20 protein-coding genes are annotated in these 23,085 nt (G+C 70.9%); 10 read left to right on the forward strand and 10 right to left on the reverse strand.

Going from position 1 to position 23,085, the window contains the following annotated elements; genetic code table 11:
- Positions 1 to 133: 133 nt before the first annotated feature.
- Positions 134 to 1,156 carry a LacI family DNA-binding transcriptional regulator gene (locus AQJ11_RS06955; protein ID WP_079082236.1) on the reverse strand — a complete coding sequence of 341 codons (1,023 nt, stop codon included), beginning with the start codon at positions 1,154 to 1,156 and terminating at the stop codon, positions 134 to 136.
- A gap of 133 nt (positions 1,157 to 1,289) precedes the next feature.
- On the opposite strand from AQJ11_RS06955, the gene AQJ11_RS06960 reads away from it, so the two are divergent.
- The 4 genes from AQJ11_RS06960 to AQJ11_RS06975 are packed head-to-tail and all read left to right on the forward strand — an operon-like array spanning position 1,290 to position 6,754.
- Positions 1,290 to 2,594, forward strand: a complete 1,305-nt coding sequence (locus AQJ11_RS06960; protein ID WP_058082860.1) for an ABC transporter substrate-binding protein — start codon at positions 1,290 to 1,292, stop codon at positions 2,592 to 2,594.
- Positions 2,595 to 2,601: 7 nt separating this feature from the next.
- Positions 2,602 to 3,558: a carbohydrate ABC transporter permease gene (locus AQJ11_RS06965; protein WP_014676260.1), complete on the forward strand. Its 957-nt coding sequence runs from the start codon at positions 2,602 to 2,604 to the stop codon at positions 3,556 to 3,558.
- A complete protein-coding gene (locus tag AQJ11_RS06970; protein ID WP_014676261.1) occupies positions 3,555 to 4,373 on the forward strand; it encodes a carbohydrate ABC transporter permease in 819 nt (272 codons plus the stop codon). The genes AQJ11_RS06965 and AQJ11_RS06970 overlap by 4 nt, the downstream gene beginning before the upstream one ends.
- Complete coding sequence (locus AQJ11_RS06975) at positions 4,370 to 6,754, forward strand: beta-xylosidase/alpha-l-arabinosidase (RefSeq protein WP_107120796.1); 2,385 nt, start codon at positions 4,370 to 4,372, stop codon at positions 6,752 to 6,754. Before AQJ11_RS06970 ends, AQJ11_RS06975 begins: the two co-directional genes overlap by 4 nt.
- A gap of 57 nt (positions 6,755 to 6,811) precedes the next feature.
- On the opposite strand, the gene AQJ11_RS06980 is transcribed toward AQJ11_RS06975, so the two are convergent.
- Positions 6,812 to 8,179, reverse strand: coding sequence for a cellulase family glycosylhydrolase (locus tag AQJ11_RS06980; RefSeq protein ID WP_059262222.1), 1,368 nt, complete (start codon positions 8,177 to 8,179; stop codon positions 6,812 to 6,814).
- A 97-nt stretch (positions 8,180 to 8,276) separates the two neighbouring features.
- Between AQJ11_RS06980 and AQJ11_RS06985 the strand changes: the two genes are divergently transcribed.
- Positions 8,277 to 9,263, forward strand: coding sequence for an aldo/keto reductase (locus AQJ11_RS06985; RefSeq protein WP_059262223.1), 987 nt, complete (start codon positions 8,277 to 8,279; stop codon positions 9,261 to 9,263).
- 10 nt (positions 9,264 to 9,273) lie between these two features.
- Here AQJ11_RS06985 and AQJ11_RS06990 read toward each other — a convergent pair whose 3' ends face one another.
- The 5 genes from AQJ11_RS06990 to AQJ11_RS07010 form a co-directional block, all read right to left on the reverse strand.
- Positions 9,274 to 11,292 carry a beta-galactosidase gene (locus AQJ11_RS06990; protein ID WP_059262224.1) on the reverse strand — a complete coding sequence of 673 codons (2,019 nt, stop codon included), beginning with the start codon at positions 11,290 to 11,292 and terminating at the stop codon, positions 9,274 to 9,276.
- Positions 11,293 to 11,318: 26 nt separating this feature from the next.
- Entirely contained in the window at positions 11,319 to 12,206 is an 888-nt protein-coding gene (locus AQJ11_RS06995; RefSeq protein ID WP_014676266.1) for a carbohydrate ABC transporter permease, read from the reverse strand.
- Positions 12,203 to 13,183, reverse strand: a complete 981-nt coding sequence (locus tag AQJ11_RS07000) for a carbohydrate ABC transporter permease (protein ID WP_059262225.1) — start codon at positions 13,181 to 13,183, stop codon at positions 12,203 to 12,205. Before AQJ11_RS07000 ends, AQJ11_RS06995 begins: the two co-directional genes overlap by 4 nt.
- 8 nt (positions 13,184 to 13,191) lie before the next feature.
- Positions 13,192 to 14,505, reverse strand: coding sequence for an ABC transporter substrate-binding protein (locus tag AQJ11_RS07005; protein WP_014676268.1), 1,314 nt, complete (start codon positions 14,503 to 14,505; stop codon positions 13,192 to 13,194).
- A gap of 267 nt (positions 14,506 to 14,772) precedes the next feature.
- Positions 14,773 to 15,564, reverse strand: a complete 792-nt coding sequence (locus tag AQJ11_RS07010; protein ID WP_051009751.1) for a GntR family transcriptional regulator — start codon at positions 15,562 to 15,564, stop codon at positions 14,773 to 14,775.
- A 176-nt stretch (positions 15,565 to 15,740) separates the two neighbouring features.
- Here AQJ11_RS07010 and AQJ11_RS07015 point away from each other — a divergent pair, with 176 nt between their 5' ends.
- The 5 genes from AQJ11_RS07015 to AQJ11_RS07035 all read left to right on the forward strand — a co-directional run bounded on the left by AQJ11_RS07015 (position 15,741) and on the right by AQJ11_RS07035 (position 20,022).
- A complete protein-coding gene (locus tag AQJ11_RS07015) occupies positions 15,741 to 16,760 on the forward strand; it encodes a sugar ABC transporter substrate-binding protein (protein WP_059262226.1) in 1,020 nt (339 codons plus the stop codon).
- Positions 16,760 to 17,836 (forward strand): ABC transporter permease, encoded by a 1,077-nt coding sequence (locus AQJ11_RS07020; RefSeq protein ID WP_058082865.1) that lies wholly within the window; start codon positions 16,760 to 16,762, stop codon positions 17,834 to 17,836. Before AQJ11_RS07015 ends, AQJ11_RS07020 begins: the two co-directional genes overlap by 1 nt.
- A gap of 3 nt (positions 17,837 to 17,839) precedes the next feature.
- Positions 17,840 to 18,751: an ATP-binding cassette domain-containing protein gene (locus AQJ11_RS07025; RefSeq protein WP_058082866.1), complete on the forward strand. Its 912-nt coding sequence runs from the start codon at positions 17,840 to 17,842 to the stop codon at positions 18,749 to 18,751.
- A gap of 2 nt (positions 18,752 to 18,753) precedes the next feature.
- Positions 18,754 to 19,662, forward strand: coding sequence for a sugar phosphate isomerase/epimerase family protein (locus tag AQJ11_RS07030; RefSeq protein ID WP_014676273.1), 909 nt, complete (start codon positions 18,754 to 18,756; stop codon positions 19,660 to 19,662).
- Positions 19,663 to 19,821: 159 nt separating this feature from the next.
- Entirely contained in the window at positions 19,822 to 20,022 is a 201-nt protein-coding gene (locus AQJ11_RS07035; protein WP_014676274.1) for a hypothetical protein, read from the forward strand.
- Positions 20,023 to 20,071: 49 nt separating this feature from the next.
- Here the strand turns inward: AQJ11_RS07035 and AQJ11_RS07040 are convergent, their stop codons facing one another.
- From AQJ11_RS07040 to AQJ11_RS07050, 3 genes are read right to left on the reverse strand one after another with little or no spacing between them, the layout of a single operon-like run.
- Complete coding sequence (locus tag AQJ11_RS07040; protein WP_059262227.1) at positions 20,072 to 21,076, reverse strand: Gfo/Idh/MocA family protein; 1,005 nt, start codon at positions 21,074 to 21,076, stop codon at positions 20,072 to 20,074.
- 32 nt (positions 21,077 to 21,108) lie between these two features.
- Positions 21,109 to 21,885 (reverse strand): SDR family oxidoreductase, encoded by a 777-nt coding sequence (locus AQJ11_RS07045; RefSeq protein WP_059262228.1) that lies wholly within the window; start codon positions 21,883 to 21,885, stop codon positions 21,109 to 21,111.
- Positions 21,886 to 21,893: 8 nt separating this feature from the next.
- Positions 21,894 to 23,060, reverse strand: coding sequence for a phytanoyl-CoA dioxygenase family protein (locus tag AQJ11_RS07050; protein ID WP_059262229.1), 1,167 nt, complete (start codon positions 23,058 to 23,060; stop codon positions 21,894 to 21,896).
- Positions 23,061 to 23,085 lie beyond the last annotated feature (25 nt).

Below are 23,085 nucleotides of genomic sequence, written 5' to 3' on the forward strand. Positions count from 1 at the left end.
GTGCCGGGCCGTCCGGGCGCCGGCAGGGGCATGCGCGCGCACGCGTGGGCGAACGACACGAGCGGCCGTCCATCGGTTCCGCCCACGGGCGGCCCCGCCTGCCACCGGCGGCTCCGTCACCTTCCCGTGCCCCTCAACGCCCCGCGGGGGGTGCCGTGCTCTGGCGTACCACCAAATGGGTGGCCAGTTCGATGCGCAGGGCCGCCTTCTTGGTGTCCTTCGGCCGCAGCAGCATCCGGGCCGCCTCCTCGGCCATGCGCTGGAGGGGCTGTTGCACGGTGGTCAGCGGGGGGCTCGACCAGCGGGCCGGTGGGACGTCGTCGTAGCCGACCACCGACAGGTCCCCGGGGACGCTCAGGCCGAGGACCCGGGCCGCCTCCAGGACGCCCAGCGCCTGGAGGTCGCTCCCGGCGAAGATCGCCGTGGGGCGGTCGGGCCGCCGCAGCAGGTCCATGGCGTGTTCGAAGCCGCCCTGGACGTGGAAGTCGCCGAACCGCACCAGCCCGGGGTCCGGTTCGTGACCGGCCATCGCCATCGCGGAGCGGTACCCGTCCAGCCGGGCCAGTGAGCACATCAGGTCCTCGGGGCCGGTGATGATGGCGACGCGTTGGTGTCCCTGGTCGGTGAGGTGGCGGGTGGCGGCCACTCCTCCGGCCCAGTTGGCCGAACCGACGGACGGGACGTCGGGGTCGGGATCGCCCGCCGGGTCCACGATGACGAACGGGATGGCCCGGGACCGCAGTTGCCGCTTCACGTCCTCCGGCACGGTGGAGAAGACCAGCAGCACCCCGAGGGGCCGACGCCGCAGTACGCCCCCGATCCACTCGGGCCCGGGAGCCTGCCGGGTGCCGCTCTCGGTGAGCGCGACGGTCGCGTCGTTCTGCTTGGCGACGTTCTCCACACCGCGGATGAGCTCCATCGCCCAGACGCTCTCCAGCTCGTGGAAGACGATCTCGATCAGTGGGGCCTGCGGCTGTCCGGGGGTGCGCCGACGGTAGCCGTGGGCGTCCAGCAGCCGTTCGACCTTGGCGCGGGTCGCGGGGGACACATCCGAACGACCGTTGAGGACCTTCGAAACTGTCGGCAGCGAGACGCCGGCCTCTCGTGCCACGGCTGCCAAGGTGACTCTGCGACCGACCTGGGCTTCTTCGCGCATGGCCGCAGCATAGGCCACTCCGCCGGATAACGGTTTGGCCGCGTAGGTGCACGACCGTTGACCATTTCTTCCCTCCGCTCCTACTGTCCAGCGCATGACTTTCGGGTCCAGAGCCGAAACTTTCGGAAGGCGGATGATCATGCGTACACGGATGCCCCGGGTGCTCGCCTGCGGCGCGACGCTCGCGCTCGCGGCGAGTCTCGCCGCTTGCGGGAACGGCAGTGGCGGGGGTTCCTCGAACGACGGCAAGATCCATGTGCTGGTGTACGGGGACGCCAGCAACAAGGTCGAGAAGCAGATCGTTGATACCTTCAACAAGACGTCGAAGGTCAAGGCCGTCCTGGACACCATCCCCGGCGCCGACTACCAGCAGAAGCTGCAGACGATCATCAACACGCCCCAGGCGCCCGACATCTTCTTCAACTGGGGCGGCGGCAGCATCCAGCCGTTCGTCAAGGCCGGGCTGCTGATGCCGCTGGACGACTTCGTCAAGAAGGACCCGAACCTCGACGACAAGTTCCTGCCCAGCGTCTACAACAGCGCGGTCGTCGACGGAAAGCCGTACGGCATCCCCATGCGCGGAACGCAGCCGGTGCTGCTGTTCAGCAACAAGAACGTGCTCGACAAGGCGGGCGTGAAGCAGCCCCAGACCTGGGACCAGTTGCTCGACGCCGTCAAGAAGCTCAAGTCCTCGGGCGTCACCCCCATCGCCCTCGGCGGCGGCGACCAGTGGCCGACGCTGATGTGGTTCGAGTACGTCTACGACCGTGTGGCCGGCCCGGAGCTGTTCCAGAAGGCCCTGAGCGGCGACAAGGACGCCTGGGCGAGCGCGGACAGCAAGAAGGCGCTCGGCATGCTCAAGGAGCTGGTCGACACCGGCGCCTTCGGCAAGAACTACGACTCGGTGAAGTACACCAACGGCGCCTCGCCCGCGCTGGTGGCCCAGGGCAAGGCCGGCTTCGAGCTGATGGGGTCCTGGTACTACGCGCAGCAGCAGCAGGACGCGAAGGACTTCGCCGTCAAGGGGCTCGGCTACAGCACGTTCCCGACGGTCCCCGGCGGCAAGGGCGACCCGACCGACGTCGTCGGCAACACCAACAACTTCTACTCGGTGCTGAAGAAGACCAAGCACCCCGAGGCGGTCGCCGAGTTCCTGAAGCTGATGTACTCCGACGAGTTCGTCAAGGCCCAGATGGCCATCGGCAACCTCCCCACCACCACCAACACCCAGAAGTTCCTGGACACCTCGGCCAGCCCCGAGTACTCCCGCTTCCAGTACGACCTCGTCGCCAAGGCCAAGTCCTTCCAGCTCTCCTGGGACCAGGCCTTCCCGCCGTCGGCCATGACGCCGATCCACCAGGCCGTCCAGCAGTTCTTCAACGGACAGCTCGACACGGACGGCTTCATCAAGGCCATGCAGGCCCTCCCGACCGAATGAACCGCTCATGACCACACAGCTCACGAGCGCTCCGCCCTCCGCCGTGCCTTCCCGGAAGGCCCGGCGGCGGCCGGAGGACTCCTACACCGCACGCGGCACGCGCCCCGGCTTCGGCTGGGCGCTGCCCGCCACCCTGTTCTTCGCCCTCTTCGCCCTCGTACCGCTGATCATGGTCGCGGTGCTGTCCTTCATGAGCTGGAACGGCCTGGGGTCACCGCAGTTCGTCGGGACGGACAACTGGGAGCGCATCCTCGACGACCCCGTCATGATCAAGAGCATCTGGCTCACCCTGCTGCTCACCGCCCTGGGCGTGGCCATCCAGACCCCGCTGAGCATCGTGCTCGGCGTCTGGGCCGCCGGACACCAGCGCAACCGCGCCGTCCTCTCGGCGATCTACTTCATCCCGCTGCTGCTGTCCTCCACCGCGGTGTCGGTGCTCTGGCGGGCGCTGCTCGACCCCAACTTCGGCATCCCCGCGCGCATGACCTGGCTCTTCGGGGACGGCAACCTGTTCGGTGAGCAGGCCTCGGCCATCGGGGTGCTGGCCTTCGTCAGCACCTGGCAGTTCACGCCGTTCCACACGCTGATCTACCAGGGCGCCGCCCGGGCGATCCCGCCGGTGCTGTACCAGGCGGCGGAGATCGACGGCGCGGGACGCTACCGCCAGTTCTTCCACATCACCCTGCCGCAGCTGCGCAACTCGATCGTCACCTCGATGATCCTGATGATCGTCGGCGGGCTCACCACGTTCGAGACCGTGCTCATCCTGACCCAGGGCGGACCGGGCACCGACACCACGATCAGCGCCTACTACATGTACCAAAAGGCATTCAAGGGCTTCGACTTCGGCGCCGGCTCGGCCATCGCCCTGTGCCTGGTCGTCGCCGCCACGGTGATCTCGCTGATCGTCGTCCGCGTCTCCGGCTACGACAAGATGCGCAGCGACATGGAAGGGGTGTCATGAGGCGCCGCCCCAACTACCTGGCCGGAACGGGCTCGATCGTCTGGCTCGTCCTGGTGGGTCTGCCGCTGTACGTGATGCTCGCGGCGACCCTGCGCACCCGGCAGGACTACGCGGAGAAGGGCCCGCTGTCCTTCCCCGGCGACTTCACCCTCGACAACTACACCGGGGCGTTCGACTCGGGCTTCGGGCGGTACTTCCTCAACACCATCATCGTCACCGTCTGCGTCGTCGCCGTGGTGCTGCTGCTCGTACCGCCCCTGGCCTACGCGATCGTACGCAGCCGCAGCCGTGTCACCTCGCAGATCTTCCGGCTGTTCCTGCTGGGCCTCGCCATCCCCGCCCAGGCCGTGATCGTGCCGATGTTCTACCTGATCAGCGAGGCGGGCCTGTACGACAACCTCCTCGGGGTCATCCTGCCCACGGCCGCGTTCTGCCTGCCGATGTCCGCGCTGATCCTCAGCGGCTCCATGCGCGACATCTCCCCGGAGCTGTTCGAGGCCATGACGGTGGACGGAGCGACCCCGCGGCGGATGTTCTTCCAGCTCGTCGTGCCGCTCTCGCGCGGCGGCCTGTCCACGATCGTGGTGTTCTCCGCGCTCCAGGCCTGGAACGGCTTCCTGTTCCCGCTCGTCCTGACCCAGTCCGACTCGACCAAGGTCATCACCCTGGGTCTGTACAACTTCCAGACCGAACACGGGATCGACATCCCCGGCCTGCTGGGAGCCGTGACGCTGTCCATGGTGCCCGTCCTGCTCGTCTACCTGTTCGCCCGCCGCGCCCTCGTCCAGGGCCTGATGGGCATGGGAGGAAAGTGACCGCCAACGTGGCCGTAGAGACCACCCCCGAGATCCCCCTCTGGAACGACCCGACCCAGGACATCGGCACCCGTGTGTCCGCGCTGATCGACGCGATGACCGTCGAGGAGAAGATCGCCCAGCTGTACGGCGTGTGGGTCGGCGCGTCCGACGAGGGCGGCGAAGTCGCCCCGCACCAGCACGACATGGAGGAGGCCGTCGACCTCGACGCGCTCCTGCCGGCCGGGCTCGGCCAGCTGACCCGCCCCTTCGGCACGGCGCCCGTCGACCCCGCGCTCGGCGCGCTGTCCCTGCTGCGCACCCAGACCCGGATCGCCGCCGCGAACCGCTTCGGCATCCCCGCCCTGGCCCACGAGGAGTGCCTGGCCGGATTCGCCACCTGGGGCGCCACCGCCTACCCCGTCCCGCTGTCCTGGGGCGCCACCTTCGACCCCGCCCTCATCCGCCGGATGGCCGCCGCCATCGGCCGCGACATGCGGTCCGTCGGCGTCCACCAGGGCCTCGCGCCCGTCCTGGACGTGGTGCGGGACGCCCGCTGGGGCCGTGTCGAGGAGACCATCGGGGAGGACCCCTACCTCGTCGGCAGCATCGGCACCGCCTACGTCCAGGGCCTCCAGTCCGCCGGTGTCGTCGCCACCCTGAAGCACTTCGCCGGCTACTCCGCCTCCCGCGCCGGGCGCAACCTCGCCCCCGTCGGCATGGGTCCGCGCGAGCGGGCGGACGTCCTGCTGCCCCCCTTCGAGATGGCGGTGCGCGAGGGCGCGGCCGACTCCGTCATGCACGCCTACACCGACACCGACGGCATGCCCTCGGCGGCCGACGAGGACCTGCTCACCGGGCTGCTCCGGGACACCTGGGGCTTCGAGGGCACGGTCGTCGCCGACTACTTCGGCATCGCCTTCCTCCGCATCCTGCACGGCGTCGCCGGCGACTGGGCGGACGCGGCGGGCACGGCCCTGCGCGCGGGCGTCGACGTGGAACTGCCCACCGTGAAGACGTTCGGCGCGCCCCTCGCCGAGGCCGTCGCCGACGGCCGGGTACCGGAGGCGCTGATCGACCGCGCGCTGCGCCGGGTGCTCCTCCAGAAGGCCCGGCTCGGCCTGCTCGACGCCAACTGGAACCCGGTCCCGGCCGCCCTCGGGGGAGCGGACCTGGACGACCCCGACGCCCTGCGCGGCACCGTCGACCTGGACTCCGCCGAGAACCGGGAGCTGGCCCGCACGGTCGCCGAGGAAGCGGTCGTCCTGCTGCGCAACGACGGCACCCTGCCCCTCGGCCGGCCGCGCCGCATCGCCCTGATCGGCCCCAACACGGCCGAGCCCACGGCCGTACTGGGCTGCTACTCCTTCCCCCAGCACGTCGGCGTGCACCACCCCGAGACCCCGCCCGGCATCGACCTGCCGACCCTGGAGGACGCCCTCCGGCGCGAGTTCCCCGACGCGGAGTTCACCGTCGTACGCGGCACCGGCGTGGACGACGGTGACCTCCTCGGCATCGCCGAGGCCGTCGACACCGCGCGCCGGGCCGACGTCGTCGTCGCGGCGCTCGGCGACCGCGCGGGCCTCTTCGGCCGGGGCACCAGCGGCGAGGGCTGCGACGTCGAGTCCCTGGCCCTGCCCGGCGCCCAACAGCACCTGCTCGACGCGCTGCTCGACACCGGCACACCCGTGGTGACGGTCCTGCTGGCCGGCCGGCCCTACGCCCTCGGCCGCGCCGTGGACGAGGCAGCCGCCATCGTGCAGTCCTTCTTCCCCGGGGTGGAGGGCACCACGGCCATCGCCGGCGTGCTCAGCGGCCGGACCAACCCCTCCGGACGGCTGCCCGTCAGCGTGCCGCGCGGTACCGGCAGCCAGCCCGCCGGCTACCTCGGCGCCCGGCTCGCCCAGGCCAGCGACGTGTCCAACATCGACCCCACGGCGGCCTTCGCGTTCGGACACGGCCTGTCGTACACGTCCTTCGAGTGGGGCGGGCTGACGGTCGACCGGCCGGAGGCGGACACGAGCGGCGCGTTCTCCCTCGCCCTGACCGTGCGCAACACGGGGGAGCGGGAGGGCACCGAAGTCGTCCAGCTCTACCTGCACGACCCGGTCGCCTCCGTCGTCCAGCCGGTGCAGCGCCTCGTCGGCTACGCGCGGGTCCCGCTCGCCCCGGGCGAGGCCCGCAGGCTGCGGGTCACCGTGCCGGCCGACCTGGCCTCCTTCACCGGCCGCGACGGGCGCCGGGTGGTCGAACCGGGCGAACTGGAGCTGCGGCTGGCGGCGTCCAGCAGCGACGCCCGGCTGACCGCGACGGTCACCCTGACCGGCCCCGCACGCCACGTGGACCACACCCGCCGGTTCCACGCGCGCTTCGAGCAGGAGCCCGCGCACCCTGCCGTGTGACCCGTCACCGCGCCGTGGCCCGCTCCCCGCACGCCCGGGGACCGGGCCACGGCGCGGTCAGCCCCGCTCCACGGTGAGGGTCACCAGAGCGCCCGGGGCGGCCGTCACCCGGGCCCGGCCGGCCGTCCGGCGTACGACGCTCGCGCCGCCGTCGGCCGTGATCCGCCAGGCGCCCGGCGGCAGGGACAGCTCCGTCACCCGGGAGCCGTGCGGCGCCGCGCGGTAGACCAGCCGGTACACGCCCGTCCCGGCGTCGTACGCGGCGGAGCGGACCGTGCCCGCCACGGCCTGCGCGTACGGTTCGGCGGTCAGCTCCTTGTGGGCGCGGAAGGCACCGGTGCCGTCCAGCGCGCAGTACCCGCCGCCGTAGCACCACACATAGCCCGCCCAGCCGGACGTGTAGCGGCCCAGGGAGGCCATCGCGTCCCGGTAGAAGCGGTCCATGTGCGGCAGCGAGCTGTCCGGCGGACCCCACTCGCCGACCACCACCGGGACCCGGTACCGCTTCGGGTACGCGGTGACGGCCCGCTCGTACGCCTCGATCCAGCCGGCCCCGGGGTCGTAGTCGGCGCCCGCCTCCATGGCCGCGTCGTAGAAGTGCGGCGCGTACACCACCCGGGGATCGTGGACGCGGCCGAGTCCGGTCGGTACGCCCTCGCCCACGACCGGGGTCGGCTCCACGAACAGCCAGGCGTCCCGGTCGGCCGAACGGACGGCGTCGGTGAGGCGGTCGTACATCGGCGTGAGCTGCTCGCGTTCGATGCGGCGCGCGGCCGTCGGCAGGTCCTCCCCGGGCTTCGGCTCGCCCATCGGCTCGTTGATCAGGTCGTAGCCGAGCACGGCCGGATGGCGGGCGAAGCGGGCGGCGAGGGTGCGCCACATCCCGGCCTGGGCGCGCCGGAGGTCCTCGTCCTCGTAGAGATGGGTGAACGCGCGCTGCACGGCGGGTTCGAAGTACTCGGCGAACCAGTCGTCGGGGTGCGCGGTGAACGGCAGCCCGTCGGTCCGGGTCGCCCACTCGGGTATGCCGCGATGGCCGAAGGCGGGTCCGAACACGTCCTGGTGGGCGTCGATGACGACCTTCACGTCATGGCGGTGGGCCCAGTCCAGGACGCGCTCGATCTTGTGCAGGTAACGCCGGCTGTACCGCCCGGGCGCGGGCTCCAGGTCGTCCCAGAAGACCAGCAGCCGGGCGAAGTCGAAGCCCCGGGCCCGCAGGTCGCGCAGATGGCGCTCGGTCACGGCGGTCAAGGCGTCCTCGCCCCGGTGCGCCTTGTCCTCGATGTTCCAGCCGTGCAGGGTGAGCACCCGTCCGCTGTGGTCGGTGAGCCGCGGGATGTCCGGCCCGGTCTCCTCGGCGCGGGCGGTGGCGGGGGTGAGGAGGGCGGCGAGGACCGCGCCCGCCGTCAGCATCGCTCGCAGCACGGGAGACCTCCGGGAAGCCGGCGCCGAGTTCCTTGACTTCGTGTGCACTTCAAGCTGAACACTTCCGTGCTACCAGCCACGCACGGGGAGGACCAGCATGAAGTACCGCACCATCGGCACCGATCCGGCCACCCGCCGGGAGGTGAGCGTGCTCGCGCTCGGCGCGATGCTGTTCGGGTCGCGCACCGACGAGAAGACCTCCTTCGCCGTCCTCGACCGCTATGTCGAGGCGGGCGGGACCTTCATCGACACCTCCGACAACTACGCCTTCTGGGAGGACGGCGGCCAGGGCGGTCAGAGCGAGGAACTGCTCGGGCGGTGGCGGCGCAGCCGGGGCGCCGGCGACGAGATCGTCATCGCCACCAAGCTCGGCGCCCGGCCCCTCGCCCCCGGCACCAGCTACACCGACAACGCCGAGGGCCTGTCCGCCAAGGTCATCCGGGAGTCGGCCGAACGCAGCCGGGAACTGCTCGGCGTGGACCGGCTGGACCTGCTCTACGCGCACATAGAGGACCCCGCCGTCCCGCTCGCGGAGACCGTCGAGGGCTTCGCCGCGCTCGTCGCCGAGGGCACCGTCGGTCTGCTCGGCGTCAGCAACCACGCCGTGTGGCGGGTGGAACGGGCCCGCGCCCTCGCGGCGGCGGCGGGACTGCCGGGGTACGAGGTGCTCCAGTACCAGCACAGCTACCTCCGCCCGCGCACGGACGTGCCGAGCGAGCTGTTCCCGGACGGCGGCCTCGGCGGCGCGGACGCCCAGCTGCTGAACTACCTGCGGGCGGAGCCGGGGCTGACCCTGGTCGCCTACTCACCGCTGCTCACCGGCGCCTACACCCGCGCCGACAAGCCGCTGCCGCCGGACTACGACCACCCCGGCACCCCGGCCCGGCTCGCGGTGCTGCGCGAGGTGGCCCGGGAGACCGGGGCGACCGTCAACCAGGTCGTGCTCGCCTGGCAGCTGGGCGGTGAGCTGCCCGTGATCCCGCTCGTCGGCGCCTCCTCGGTGGCCCAGCTCGACGAGAGCCTCGCCGCCGTCGACCTGGAACTCACCGGGGAACAGCGCGCCCGGCTGGACGCGGCTCACTGAGCCGCGCCGCCTACTGATCGCGTGGTTCGCGGACGACGGCCACGTCGCCGGGGGCGACGGTGACCGCGCCGGTCGTCTCCTTGCCGGTCAGCAGCTCGAACGAGCCGTCGCGCACCGGGACTTCGGCACCCCGGCCGGTGTGGTCGATGACGAACAGGTAGTCCGCCCGCGGACCGCGCCGGCGGACCACCTCCACCCCGGGCGGGGCGGTCCGCACCGGCGCCACACCCGCCTCCTCGCGGACGCGGTCCAGCAGCGCGGCCAGCGTGGCCGGGTCGGGCAGGGTGGCCAGGTACCAGGCGGACCCGGTGCCGTGCGCGAGCCGGGTCACCGCCGGGACCCCCGCCAGGGGTCCGTCGGCGTACGAGGCGACCGCCTCGGCACCCGCGAGCCGCAGCCGCTCCGACCACAGGGAGCCCGTCGCCCCGTCCGGTACGGCACCGGTCAGCGCGACCGGCTCGCCGGGCAGCAGCGGGAACGGCTCGTCGGAGCGCACGCCCAGCACCTCCCGGAACGCTCCGGGGTAACCGCCCAGCCGGGCATGGCAGTTCTCGTCCACCGCCCCGCTGTGGAAGCCGACCGCCAGGGTCCCGCCGCCCGCGGCGTACGACGTGAGGTTGGCCGCGCCCGCCTCGTCGACCAGGTACAGGCTCGGGGCCAGCACCAGCCGGTAGCGGGTCAGGTCCGCGCCCGGCCGGACGAAGTCCACGGCCACGCCCGACCGCCACAGCGGCTCGTACCAGGCCCGCACCAGGTCCAGGTAGCGCAGCTCGCCGCTCGGCTGGGAGGGGAGCTCCAAGGCCCAGCGGGCGTCCCAGTCCCAGACGATCGCGGCCTCGGCGGTGCCGGTGCTGCCGCGCACCTCGGCCAGCGCCTTCAGGTCGGCGCCGAGCCGGACCACGTCCCGCCAGATCCGGCTGTCCGTCCCGGCGTGCGGCACCATCGCCGAGTGCCACTGCTCGGCACCGGCCTTGGACTGGCGCCACTGGAAGTAGGCGATGCCGTCCGCGCCGCGCGCCACGTGGGCGAGCGCGTCCCGGCGCAACTGGCCGGGGTTCTTCGCCCGGTTGACGGGCTGCCAGTTCACCGCGCCGGTCGAGTGCTCCATCAGCAGCCACGGGCCGTCCGCGAGCGAGCGCGTCAGATCGCCGCTGAGCGCGATGTCGATCTGCGGCTCGGGGTCCGTGGACCGGAGGTAGTGGTCGTTGGAGACGATGTCCAGCTCGGGCGCCCAGCGCCAGTAGTCCAGGGCGTCGAAGCTGAAGTTGACCATGAAGTTGGTGGTGGCCGGGATCGCGGGGGCCGCCGCCCGCAGCAGGTCCCGTTCCGCCGTGTACAGCGACAGCAGCTCGTCGGAGCAGAACCGCCGCCAGTCCAGCTGGTGCGTCGGGTTGGACACGGCGCCGGTGGCGCGCGGCGGCAGGACCTCCTCCCAGTCGTAGTACCACTGGGACCAGAACGCGGTGCCCCAGGCGTGGTTGAGGGCCGCCAGGTCGTCGCCGTAGCGGTCGCGCAGCCAGCGCCGGAAGGCCGCCGCGCTGGTGTCGCAGTAGCAGGCCGCGTTGTGGCAGCCGTACTCGTTGTGCACGTGCCACATGCGGAGGGCCGGGTGGTCCGCGTACCGGTCGGCGAGCGCGCCCGCGATGCGCAGCGCGGCCCGCCGGTAGGCGGGGCTGGACGGGCAGAACGTCTGGCGGCTGCCGTAGGAGAGGGTACGGCCGTCCCGGTCGGCCGGCAGGGCCTCCGGGTGGGCCCGGAAGAACCAGGCCGGCGGCGCCGCCGTGGGCGTGGCGAGGTCGGCGGCGATGCCGTTCTCGTGCAGCAGGTCCAGGACCTTGTCCAGGCGCGAGAAGTCGTACACGCCCTCGGACGGCTCCAGCAGCGCCCACGAGAAGATGCCGACGCTGACCAGGTTCACCCCGGCCTCGCGCATCAGGCGCATGTCCTCGGCCCACACCTCCTCGGGCCACTGCTCGGGGTTGTAGTCGCCGCCGTAGGCGAGGCCGGGGACGGACAGGGTGCGCTTCACGGGGTTCTCTTTCACGTGCGGGTGCCTCAGCCCTTGTTGGAGCCCAGGGTGAGGCCGCTGACGAACTGGCGCTGGAGCACGAAGTACACGACCAGGGTGGGGATCGCGGTCAGCAGCGCGCCGGCGGCGACCAGGTTGGGGTCGGTGAAGTACTGCCCGGAGAGGTTGTTCAGCGCCGAGGTGATCGGCATGTTCTCGCCGGTGGAGATCAGTACGAGGGCCCAGAAGAAGTCGTTGTAGATCCAGATGGACAGCAGGGTCGCCAGGGCCGCCATCGCCGGCTTGCACAGCGGCAGCGTGATCTGCCAGTACAGCCGCCACACCGAGGCGCCGTCGACCAGCGCGGCCTCGGTCAGCTCGTGCGGCAGCGAGCGCATGTAGTTGCTCAGCACGAAGGCGCAGAAGCCGGACTGGAACGCCACGTGGATCAGGACCAGGCCCAGCGCGGAGTCGTACAGCTTCCCGCTCGCGGTGATGCCCGGCAGGTCGGTGAGCAGGTACAGCCGGTACAGCGGGGTGATGATGACCTGCTGCGGCAGCAGGTTGCCCGCCGTGAAGACCAGCAGCAGCGCCAGGTTGACCCGGAAGTCGAAGCGGCTGACGTAGAAGGCGACCATCGACGACAGGAACAGCGTCAGCAGGACGGCCGGCACCGCGATGATCAGCGTGTTGCCGAAGTAGTGCAGCATGTCCGACTGCTGGAAGGCGTTGGTGAAGTTGTCGAAGTTCAGCGTGTCCGGCCAGGAGACGTAACCCTTGGCGCTGGTCTCGCTGTACGGGCGCAGGGCCGAGAAGACCGCCCAGAGCAGCGGCGCCAGCCAGGCGAGGGCGGTGCCCGCGAGGAAGACATGCAGCAGGATGCGGGCCGGCCGGACGGGGGTACGCCGCTTTCCCAGGGCGCTCACGGTGCTCATGCGCGCCGCTCCTTCCGGAAGGTGGCGATCAGGTACGGGATGATGACGGCGAGGGAGATCACCAGCAGGACGACGGCGATGGCGGAGCCGTATCCGATGCGGCTGGACTCGCCGATGATGTTGTTGGTGACCAGGATCGACAGCAACTCGGTGCCCTGGGCGCCCTTGTTGAAGACGAAGACCAGGTCGAAGGCGCGCAGTGCCTCGATGATGGTGACGACGAGGACGACCGTGTTGGTCGGGCGCAGGGTCGGGAAGATGACGTTCTTGAACGTCTGCCACTCGTTGGCGCCGTCCAGCGCGGACGCCTCCCTGAGCGAGGGGTCGACGCTCTTCAGGCCGGCCAGGTACAGGATCATCATGTAGCCGGCGTGCCGCCAGGACGCGGCGATCAGGACCGCCCACAGGTTGAGGTCGGGGTCGCCGATCCAGTCGATGTAGTGACCGGGCTTGTTGGCGCCGATGATGCTGTTGATCAGGCCGGTGTCCGGGTTGTAGACCAGCTGCCAGACGAAGCCGATGCACGCCATCGAGATGACGACGGGCAGGAAGTACGCGGTCTGGTAGACCCGGCTGAACCGGATCCGCTTGTCGAGCTGGACCGCGAGGAACAGGCCGAACGGCGTCGGGATCAGGATCAGCACGACGAACCAGATGACGTTGTGCTGGACGGCCGGCCAGAACTGCGGGTTGTCGGTGAAGAGTTGTGTGAAGTTGTCCAGGCCGACCCACTTGATCGAGTCGAAGCCGATGCCGTCCCAGGTGGTGAAGGCGAGGAGGATCGAGGCGAGGGCGGTGAACCAGACGAGGATCACGTGCAGGACGGTCGGAACGCCCGCCATGAGGGCGAGCGTGATCCGGTCACGGCGGGTCAGCAGGCGCTGGTGGCCCTGCGAGGCCCGCTTCTTCTCGGGCGCGGCCCCCGGAGCCGGCACGGCCGCCGGCTCCGGGGTCTTCGTCGTCGTGTCAGTGCTCATCGGGCCGCTCACGAGGACGCGAAGATGGTCTTCTTCTGGCGCTCGATGGACGACAGCAGACCGTCCACGCCCTTGGGGTTCTGGAGGAACTTCTGCAGACCCGGCTGCATCACCGTGGCGGTGAAGTCGGGGCGGCTGTCGCGGTCCATGAACTGGGTGAGGCTCTTGGCGCTGCCGATCATCTCGAACGCCTTCTTCTGGAGCGCCGAGTAGGAGGAGGTGTCGGCCTTGCTGGAGGCGGCGACCACGCTCGGGTCGGTCTTCAGGTACAGCTCCTCGGCCGCCGGGGTGCCCAGGTACTCCAGCAGCTTGACGACACCCGCGTGGTTCTTCGGGGACTTGCTCACCATGAAGCCGTCGGTCGGGGCCTCGACGGTGTCCTGGCCGTACGCGGAGTTGATCTCCGGGAAGGCGAAGAAGTCGAGGTCGTCCAGGTCGGCCTTGTTGGTGAACTGCTGGGCCACGAAGGAGCCGAGGAGGTACATGCCGGCCTTCTTCGCCACCAGCGTCTGCGCGGCGTCCTGCCAGGTGCGGCCCATGAAGCCGTCTTGGTGGTAGGGGAGGATCTCGGCCCAGTGGTCGAAGACGTCCTTCACCTTGGCGTCGGTCCAGGACGCCTTGCCGGCCATCAGCTCGACGTGGAAGTCGTAGCCGTTCAGGCGGAAGTTGATCTGGTCGAAGGTGCCCATCGCCGGCCAGGCGTCCTTGTCGCCGAAGGCGATCGGGACCAGGCCGTCCTTCTTCATCTGCTTGCACAGGGCGACCAGGTCGTCCCAGGTGGCGGGGACCTTGTAACCGTGCTGCTGGAAGACGCTCTTGCGGTAGAAGACCGCCCACGGGTAGGTGGTCAGCGGCACGAAGTAGTACTTGCCGTCCGCGCCCTTGCTGAGCTTCTTCATCGCCTCGGGGAAGTTGTCCCCGATCTTCGCCCACACGTCGTCGATCGGGCTGGCGAGGCCCTTGGCCGCGAAGAACTGCATGCGGTACCCGGCGAACCAGTTGAACACGTCGTCCGGCGTGCCCTGGAGGTAGGAGTTGATCTGCTCCTGGAAGGTGTTGTGGTCCTTGGTGTTCACATCGACGCTGAGGCCGGACTGCTTCTTGAAGGCCGCGTAGACGCTCTCGTAGGCCTTCTTGGGCACCGCGTCGGAGGCGTTCGAGCCCAGGGAGACGGCCTTGGGGTCGGATCCGGAACCGCTGCCTCCGCAGGCGGACAGCAGGGGTATGCCGGCACCCGCGAGCAGGGCGGTACCGCCCGCCCCGCGCAGCAGGGAACGTCGGCTGGGCCCCGGAACGGAGAGACCGGAGGGGGAGAGGCGCATGGCGGCTCCTGAGGCATCCAGGGTTCGGCCAAGGGGATGAGTTGATCACCGAAAGGTTCGAAACCGCTCAGAAATCAACTCGACCGAACATCGTGGGCGTAATAACAGCCCCATGTCCGCTCATGCGTCAATAGCTCCGGTCGCGCGGAGGTGTCTCTTGCCCGAAACGTAATCGTCATCGTCACCTGCGCCGTTGGCGACGGCGGAACGCGGCGGCCCCCACGGCCCGGGCGGCCGAGCGGGCTGTGTGAAACAGAGCGTTCCGTTTCAGCTTCTGACCAGCAGTTGGAAGTCGAAGGCGTACCGGGACGCCCGGTAGACATGGCTGCCGTGCTCCACCGGCCGGCCCGCGTCGTCGTAGGCGGTGCGCCGCATGGTGAGCAGGGCCGCGCCCTCCGGCTCCTCCAGCAGGGCGCCCTCCTCGGCGCTCGCGGCGCGGGCGCCGATGGACTGGCGGGCGCTGTGCAGGACGATCCCGGCGGAGCGCAGCATCCGGTACAGGCCCGTGGACTCCAGCCGGTCGGTGCCGAGTTCGAGCAGCGAGGCGGGCAGGTGGTTGCGCAGGAACGCCACCGGCCGGCCGTGGGTGCGGCGCAGCCGCTCCAGCACGACGACCTCGGCGCCCTCGGAAAGGCCGAGGGCGGCGGCCACGTCGGCGGGCGCCGCGATCCGCTCGTTGCGTAGCACCCGGGTGGTCGGGCCCTGTCCGGCCGACTCCAGGTCGTCGTAGAGGCTGCTGAGTTCCAGCGGGCGTCTGACCTGGCTGTGCACCACCTGCGTACCGACCCCTCGGCGGCGCACCAGCAGCCCCTTGTCGACCAGGGACTGGATCGCCTGGCGGACGGTGGGCCGGGACAGCCCGAGCCGTGCCGACAGGTCGACCTCGTTGCCGAGCAGGTTCCCCGGCACCAGCACGCCGCGCTCGATGGCCGCCTCCAGTTGCCGGGCGAGTTGGTAGTACAGCGGAACCGGACTCGACCGGTCCAGGGCGAAGGCCACGGGATCCAGCGCGCGATCACCCGGTGCCGTTCGCTGCGGGGTGCGGTGTACTGGGCTCATGCCCTTCAGGTGTAGGTCCCGGCGCCGAAGGTGTCAATAGTTTGTACTTACATTCGGACCTGCTTGTGAAATGATGTCTTAACAAAGTATTGACAGCGGGCTCGACAGAGGCTTGTATCCCGTCCCAACGCAACAGCGTCCTTGCCCCGTCGCACGCACAGTGAGGTGCTGGAAAGATGGACCGCTCTTCTCGTCCCCGCTCCCGCAGACTGGCCCCCCTGGTGGCGGTGGCCGCCGCGGCAGCCCTCACCCTCGCCGGCTGCTCCAGCAGTTCCGGCGGCAAGAAGGCCGAGGAGGAAGCGGCGAACCCCTCCGCGGGCAAGGCCGACACCCCCCGCATGACCGTCGCCCTGGTCACCCACCAGGCGCCCGGCGACACCTTCTGGGACACCGTCCGCAAGGGCGCGGAGGCCGCGGCGGCCAAGGACAACATCAAGCTGATCTACTCCGCCGACCCCAACGCCGGCACCCAGGCCAACTACGTGCAGAACGCGATCGACCAGAAGGTCGACGGCATCGCGGTCACCCTGGCCAAGCCCGACGCGATGAAGGGCGCGATCGCCAAGGCCGAGCAGGCCGGCATCCCGGTGGTCGGCCTCAACTCCGGACTGAGCGACTGGAAGAAGCTCGGCCTGCTGGAGTTCTTCGGGCAGGACGAGAGCGTGGCGGGCGAGGCGTTCGGCAACAAGCTCAACACCACCGGCGCGAGGAAGATCGTCTGCGTGATCCAGGAACAGGGCAACGTGGGCCTCACCCAGCGCTGCGACGGCGTGAAGAAGACGTTCAAGGGCACCACCGAGACCCTGTACGTGAACGGCACCGACATGCCGTCGGTGAAGTCGACCATCACGGCCAAGCTGAAGCAGGACAAGTCCGTCGACACCGTCGTCACCCTCGGCGCCCCCTTCGCGCTGACCGCGGTGCAGTCGGTGGGCGACGCGGGCAGCAAGGCGAAGGTGGCCACCTTCGACCTCAACAAGGACCTGGTCAAGGCGGTGCAGAAGGGCACCATCGAGTTCGCCGTCGACCAGCAGCCCTACCTCCAGGGCTACCTGGCGGTCGACTCGCTGTGGCTCTACAAGAACAACGGCAACTACAGCGGCGGCGGTGAGCAGGCCGTGCTCACCGGCCCGGCCTTCGTGGACAAGTCCAACGTCGACAAGGTCGCCGGGTTCGCCGCGAAGGGCACCCGGTGATGAGCATGGCCCAGCAGGCTGAACCGGCGGTCGGCAGGCCGCCGGCATCCGGCCCGAAACCGACCGACGGCCGTACCGCCCGGCGCTCGCCGGCCCTCAGGCTGCTGGCCCGGCCCGAGGTGGGTGTCTTCCTCGGCGCCGTCGCCGTCCTGGTCTTCTTCCTGATCACGGCGCCGCCGGTGCGCGACGGCAGCTCGATGGCGAACATCCTGTACCAGTCCTCGACCATCGGCATCATGGCCCTCCCGGTGGCCCTGCTGATGATCGGCGGGGAGTTCGACCTCTCCTCCGGCGTCGCCGTGATCTCCTCGGCGCTCACCGCGAGCATGCTCAGCTACCAGCTCACCGTGAACGTGTGGACCGGCGTGATCGTCGCCCTGATCGTCTCCCTCGCGATCGGCGCCTTCAACGGCTGGATGGTGATGAAGACCGGGCTGCCCAGCTTCCTGGTCACCCTCGGCACCTTCCTGATCCTCCAGGGTGCCAACCTCGCGGTCACCAAGCTGGTCACCGGCAACGTCGCCACCGACGACATCAGCGACATGGACGGCTTCGACCAGGCTCGGAAGATCTTCGCCTCCTCCTTCGACGTGGGCGGGGTCCAGGTGAAGATCACCGTGCTGTGGTGGCTGGTGTTCGCGGCCCTCGCCACCTGGGTGCTGCTGCGCACCAAGTACGGCAACTGGATCTTCGCCGTCGGCGGCAGCAAGGACAGCGCCCGCGCGGTCGGCGTCCCGGTGAAGTTCACCAAGATCACCCTGTTCATGCTGGTCGGCTTCGGTGCCTGGTTCGTCGGCATGCACAACCTGTTCTCGTTCAACACCGTGCAGTCCGGCGAGGGCGTCGGCCAGGAGCTGATCTACATCGCCGCGGCGGTCATCGGCGGCTGCCTGCTCACCGGCGGCTACGGCTCCGCGATCGGCCCGGTCTTCGGCGCCTTCATGTTCGGCATGGTGCAGCAGGGAATCGTCTACGCCGGCTGGAACCCCGACTGGTTCAAGGCCTTCCTCGGCGTGATGCTCCTCGGCGCCGTCCTGATCAATCTGTGGGTCCAGCGCACGGCGACCCGGAGGTAAGCGATGACCGACAACACCACGGGCACCCATGGCGCCGTCCTCCAGGACGGCGCGCCGGCCCCCGACGGGCCGCTGGTCGAACTCCGCGGCGCCGGCAAGTCCTACGGCAACATCCGTGCCCTGCACGGCGTCGACCTGAGGGTCCACGCCGGCCGGGTGACCTGCGTCCTCGGCGACAACGGCGCCGGCAAGTCCACCCTCATCAAGATCATCTCGGGGCTGCACCAGCACACCGAGGGCGAATTCCTCGTCGACGCGCAGCCGGTGCGCTTCACCACCCCGCGCGAGGCCCTGGACCGGGGCATCGCCACCGTCTACCAGGACCTCGCCACCGTCCCGCTGATGCCGGTGTGGCGGAACTTCTTCCTCGGCTCCGAGCTGACCAAGGGCCCCTGGCCGGTGCGCCGGCTCGACATCGCCCGGATGAAGGAGACCGCCGACCGGGAACTGCGCCACATGGGCATCGTCCTGGACGACCTGGAACAGCCCATCGGCACCCTCTCCGGCGGCCAGCGCCAGTGCGTCGCGATCGCCCGCGCCGTCTACTTCGGCGCCCGCGTCCTCATCCTGGACGAGCCCACCGCCGCCCTCGGCGTCAAGCAGTCCGGGGTGGTGCTGAAGTACATCGCCGCCGCCCGCGACCGCGGCCTCGGCGTCATCTTCATCACCCACAACCCCCACCACGCCTACATGGTCGGCGACCACTTCAGCGTCCTGCGCCTCGGCACCCTGGAGCTGAGCGCCGAACGCAGTGAGATCGGCCTCGAAGAACTGACCAACCACATGGCCGGCGGCGCCGAACTCGCCGCGCTCAAGCACGAGCTGGCCCAGGTGCGCGGCGTCGACGTGGAGGAGCTGCCCGAGGAGGGCGACCTCAGCGCACCCGTGGCGACCTCCCCGGAAGGAACCCCCTGATCATGGCGCACCCCACTTCGCTCGACCGCATCCGGGTCGGCTCGGCCCCCGACTCCTGGGGCGTCTGGTTCCCCGACGACCCCCGGCAGGTGCCCTGGGAACGCTTCCTCGACGAGGTCGCCGAGGCCGGCTACGACTGGATCGAACTCGGCCCCTACGGCTACCTCCCCACCGACCCGGCACGGCTCACCGACGAGGTGGCCAAGCGGAACCTGAAGGTCTCGGCGGGCACGGTCTTCACCGGCATGCACCGCGGCCCCGCCGTCTGGGAGGAGACCTGGGCGCACGTCAGCCAGGTCGCCGCGCTCACCCAGGCGATGGGCGCCCGGCACCTGGTCGTCATCCCCTCCTTCTGGCGGGACGACAAGACCGCCGAGATCCTGGAGCCGCCCGAGCTGACCGCCGGGCAGTGGGCCCACCTGACGAAGGGCATGGAACGGCTCGGCCACGAGGTCAAGGAGACCTACGGCCTGGACATCGTCGTGCACCCGCACGCCGACACCCACATCGACACCGAGGAACACGTCGAGCGCTTCCTGGACTCGACCGACAGCGAGCTGGTCAACCTCTGCCTGGACACCGGGCACTACGCCTACTGCGGCGGGGACAGCGTCAAGCTGATCGAGACCTACGGCGAGCGCATCGGGTACCTGCACCTCAAGCAGGTCGACCCGGACATCCTCGCCGAGGTGGTCGCGGGCGGGGTGCCGTTCGGGCCGGCCGTGCAGCGCGGGGTGATGTGCGAACCGCCCTCCGGGGTCCCGGAGCTGGGGCCGGTGCTGGAGGCGGCGCAGAAGCTGGGCGTGGAGCTGTTCGCGATCGTGGAGCAGGACATGTACCCGTGCGAGCCGGACAAGCCGCTGCCGATCGCCGTACGCACCCGGCGCTTCCTGCGGTCCTGCGGGGCCTGAGGGGCCGGGCGGTCCCACCGTCAGCCGGGCCGCGGTGCCGACGACCGCGGCCCGGTTCCTGCGCTGTTCCGGGGGATTCGGTCACCGGCCCGCAGGGAACCAACGGGGTCACGCGGGCGTTCCGACAGACGACGGGGAACGCCCGGACGGGAGGACGAGATGACACACCGTACGGACGCTCGCACCACACCGCCATCCCAGGAGGCGGCCGACGCCGAGGCCCGGCGCCGCGACCGCTTCGGCGCGCTGCCGGAGCGGATACGCCCGCAGGACACGGTGGAGACGAAGCCGGCGACGGTCCCGGACCCGGCGCGGGACACCTACAACCCGGACGAGTGGCTGATCCGGTACTGCGGCTGAGCGGCACGCCGACGGCGCCGGGCACCTGCCCGGCGCCGTTCCCGTGCGGTCAGGCCGTCCGCACCTCCGCGAGGGTCACCGGCCGGTGCTCGTGCAGGGACAGCGTGCAGGCCTCGGCGATCCAGCCGGCCTCCAGGGCGTCCTCGACGGTGCACGGCGAGGTCCGGGTGCCGGCCACGACCTCGGTGAACGCGGTCAGTTCGGCGCGGTAGGCGTCGGTGAAGCGGTCCATGAAGAAGTCGTGCGGGGTGCCGGCGGGGAAGGTGACACCGGGCTCGACCGAACGCAGCGGCAGCTTGTCGTCCAGGCCGACGGCGATGGAGTCGGCGAAGCCGTGCAGTTCCATGCGCACGTCGTAACCGCGCTTGTTGTGCCGGGAGTTGGACACCACCGCGATCGTGCCGTCGTCCAGGGTCAGGACGGCGCCGGTGGTGTCGGCGTCGCCCGCCGCCTTGATGTAGTCGGCGCCCCGGTTGCCGCCGACCGCGTACACCTCGGTGACCTCGCGGCCCGTCACCCAGCGGATGATGTCGAAGTCGTGCACCGAGCAGTCACGGAAGATGCCGCCGGACGCGGCGACGTAGGCGGCGGGCGGCGGCGCCGGGTCCAGGGTCGTGGAGCGGACCGTGTGCAGCATGCCCAGCTCACCGGCCCGCACGGCGGCCCGCGCGGCGGCGAAGCCCGCGTCGAAGCGCCGGTTGTAGCCGATCTGGATGGGCACGCCGCTGCCCCGCACGGCCTTCAGCACCTCCACGCCCTCCGCCATGGTGCGGGCGACCGGCTTCTCGCAGAAGACGGGGACGCCCGCCTCGACGCCGGCCAGGATCAGGGCGGGGTGGGCGTCGGTGGCCGCCGCCACGACCAGGCCGTCCACGCCGGCCGCGAGGAGGGCCTCCGGCGAGTCCGCGACCTGTGCCCCGAACCGCTCGGCGGCGGCCTTGGCCGCCTCCGCGAACGGGTCGGCGACGACGAGCGACTCGACGGCGTCCAGGTGGGAGAGGGTCTCGGCGTGGAAGGCGCCGATGCGGCCGAGGCCGAGGATTCCGATACGCATGCGGTAGTGCTCCTAGGGTGGGTGCTTCAGTTCTAGTCGAGGCCGCCGAGCACGTTCTGGTCCCAGTCGATCACCGACCCCGTGACCACCCCCGACCGCTCGGACAGCAGGAAGACCACGAAGTCCGCGATTTCGTCCGGCCGGCCGAGCCTGCCCATCGGCAGCCGGGCCGCGGCCCGCTCCCGCCAGTCGTCGCCGGCGCCGTGGAAGGCCCGCTGGGTGGCGTCCTCGCCCTCGGTCGCGGTCCAGCCGATGTTCAGGCCGTTGATCCGGATCCGGTCCCAGCGGTGGGCGTGCGCCGCGTTGCGGGTCAGACCCGCCAGGCCCGCCTTGGCGGCGACGTACGGCGCGAGGAACGGCTGTCCGCCGTGCGCCGAGGAGGTGATGACGTTGACGATCGTGCCGGGCGCCTTGCGGGCCGTCATGTCGGCGACCGCGGCCTGCATCGCGAAGAACGGCCCCTTGAGGTTGACCGCGATGTGCGCGTCGAACAGCTCCGGCGTGGTGTCCAGCAGCGTGCCCCGCGAGGTCAGCCCGGCCGAGTTGACCAGGCAGTCGATCCGGCCGTACGCGTCCACCACCGCGGCGACCGACGCCTTGGCCTGCCCGGCCTCGGCCAGATCGGCCTGGACGTACACCGCCTCGCCGCCGGCCGCCGACAGCTCCGCCACCAGCGCCTCGCCCGGCTCCCGGCGCCGCCCGCTCACCGCCACGGCGGCGCCCTCGCGGACGGCGGCCCGCGCGACGGCGGCCCCCACGCCCTGGCTGCCGCCGTTGACGAGAACGACCTTGTCGTCGAGAAGTCCCATGCCCCGCCTCAGCTCTCCCGGCGTTCCGCCGCCGCCCGCAGTTCCTCGCGCAGCCGCTCGGGCTGCCAGGTCTCCCTCAGCGCCCGCCGCACCAGGTCCGCCTGCGCCGGCGGGGCCAGCCCGGCGACCGGCGGATCGCTGTCCAGGTTGGTGGGGAAGGGATAGCCCTCGGCGCTCGCGGCGATCACGTTCTCCAGCCACTCCTCCGACGCGCCCGCCGCCTTGCGCCGCAGCAGCACCGGGAACACCGCGTTCGACACCGCCTCGCGGTCCACGGTCTCCATCGCGCGGCCGAACGCGGACGAGATCTGGAGGAGGTTGGCCGTGCGCCGGACGTCCGCCGTCCGGTTGGTGCCGGCGGCGTGGAAGAGCGCCGGGTTGAAGAAGGCGGCGTCGCCCTTCGCGAGCGGGAGCCGCACGTGGTGGGCCGCGAAGTACTCCTGGAACTCCGGTAGCCGCCAGGCCAGGTAGCCCGGCTCGTAGAGCTGGGAGTACGGCAGGTACAGCGTCGGCCCGGACTCCACCGGCATGGCGCAGTGGGCGACCGCGCCCTGGAGGGTGAGCACGGGGGAGAGGCGGTGCACGTGCGCGGGGTAGGCGGCGGCCACCGCGTTGCTCAGGAAGCCCAGGTGGTAGTCCCGGTGCGCGGTCTGTCCGGCGCCGCCCGGGTTGACCACGTTGACCTGGGAGGTGACCTGGTAGCCGGGGCCCAGCCAGGCCGTGGCGAGCAGCGCCAGGACGTCGTTGGCGTAGTAGTCGGCGAACGCCTCCGCGTCGTACAGGGCCGTCTTCTCCAGCGCGTTCCACACCCGGTCGTTGGCGCCCGGCGCGGCGAAGTGGTCGCCCGCGGTCGCCCCCGCGGCCCGCTGCTCGGCGATCAGCGCCTCGAACACCGCCGTGACCCGGTCGACGACGTCCGGCTCCGGGAAGGCGCCCCGGACGACGACGATCCCGGGGCCCTCGGCGAGCGCCCGCACCAGTTCGGCCCGCAGCGCGCTCCGGTCGCCGGCCGTCCGCAGCCGCTCACCCTCGTACACGAGGACGTTCTCCACGACGGACGCGGCGTGCGGGTAGCCGGCGGCGTCCGTGGTCCGCTCCACCAGGGCGCGGAACGCGCCGAGATCGCAGTCCTGCTCGGACAGCCAGGCAGGGCCTGGCACGGCGGCGACGGACATCGGTGTCCCTCTTTCGGTCACGGGA

Source organism: Streptomyces corchorusii (assembly GCF_001514055.1).
Lineage (GTDB): Bacteria > Actinomycetota > Actinomycetes > Streptomycetales > Streptomycetaceae > Streptomyces > Streptomyces olivaceoviridis.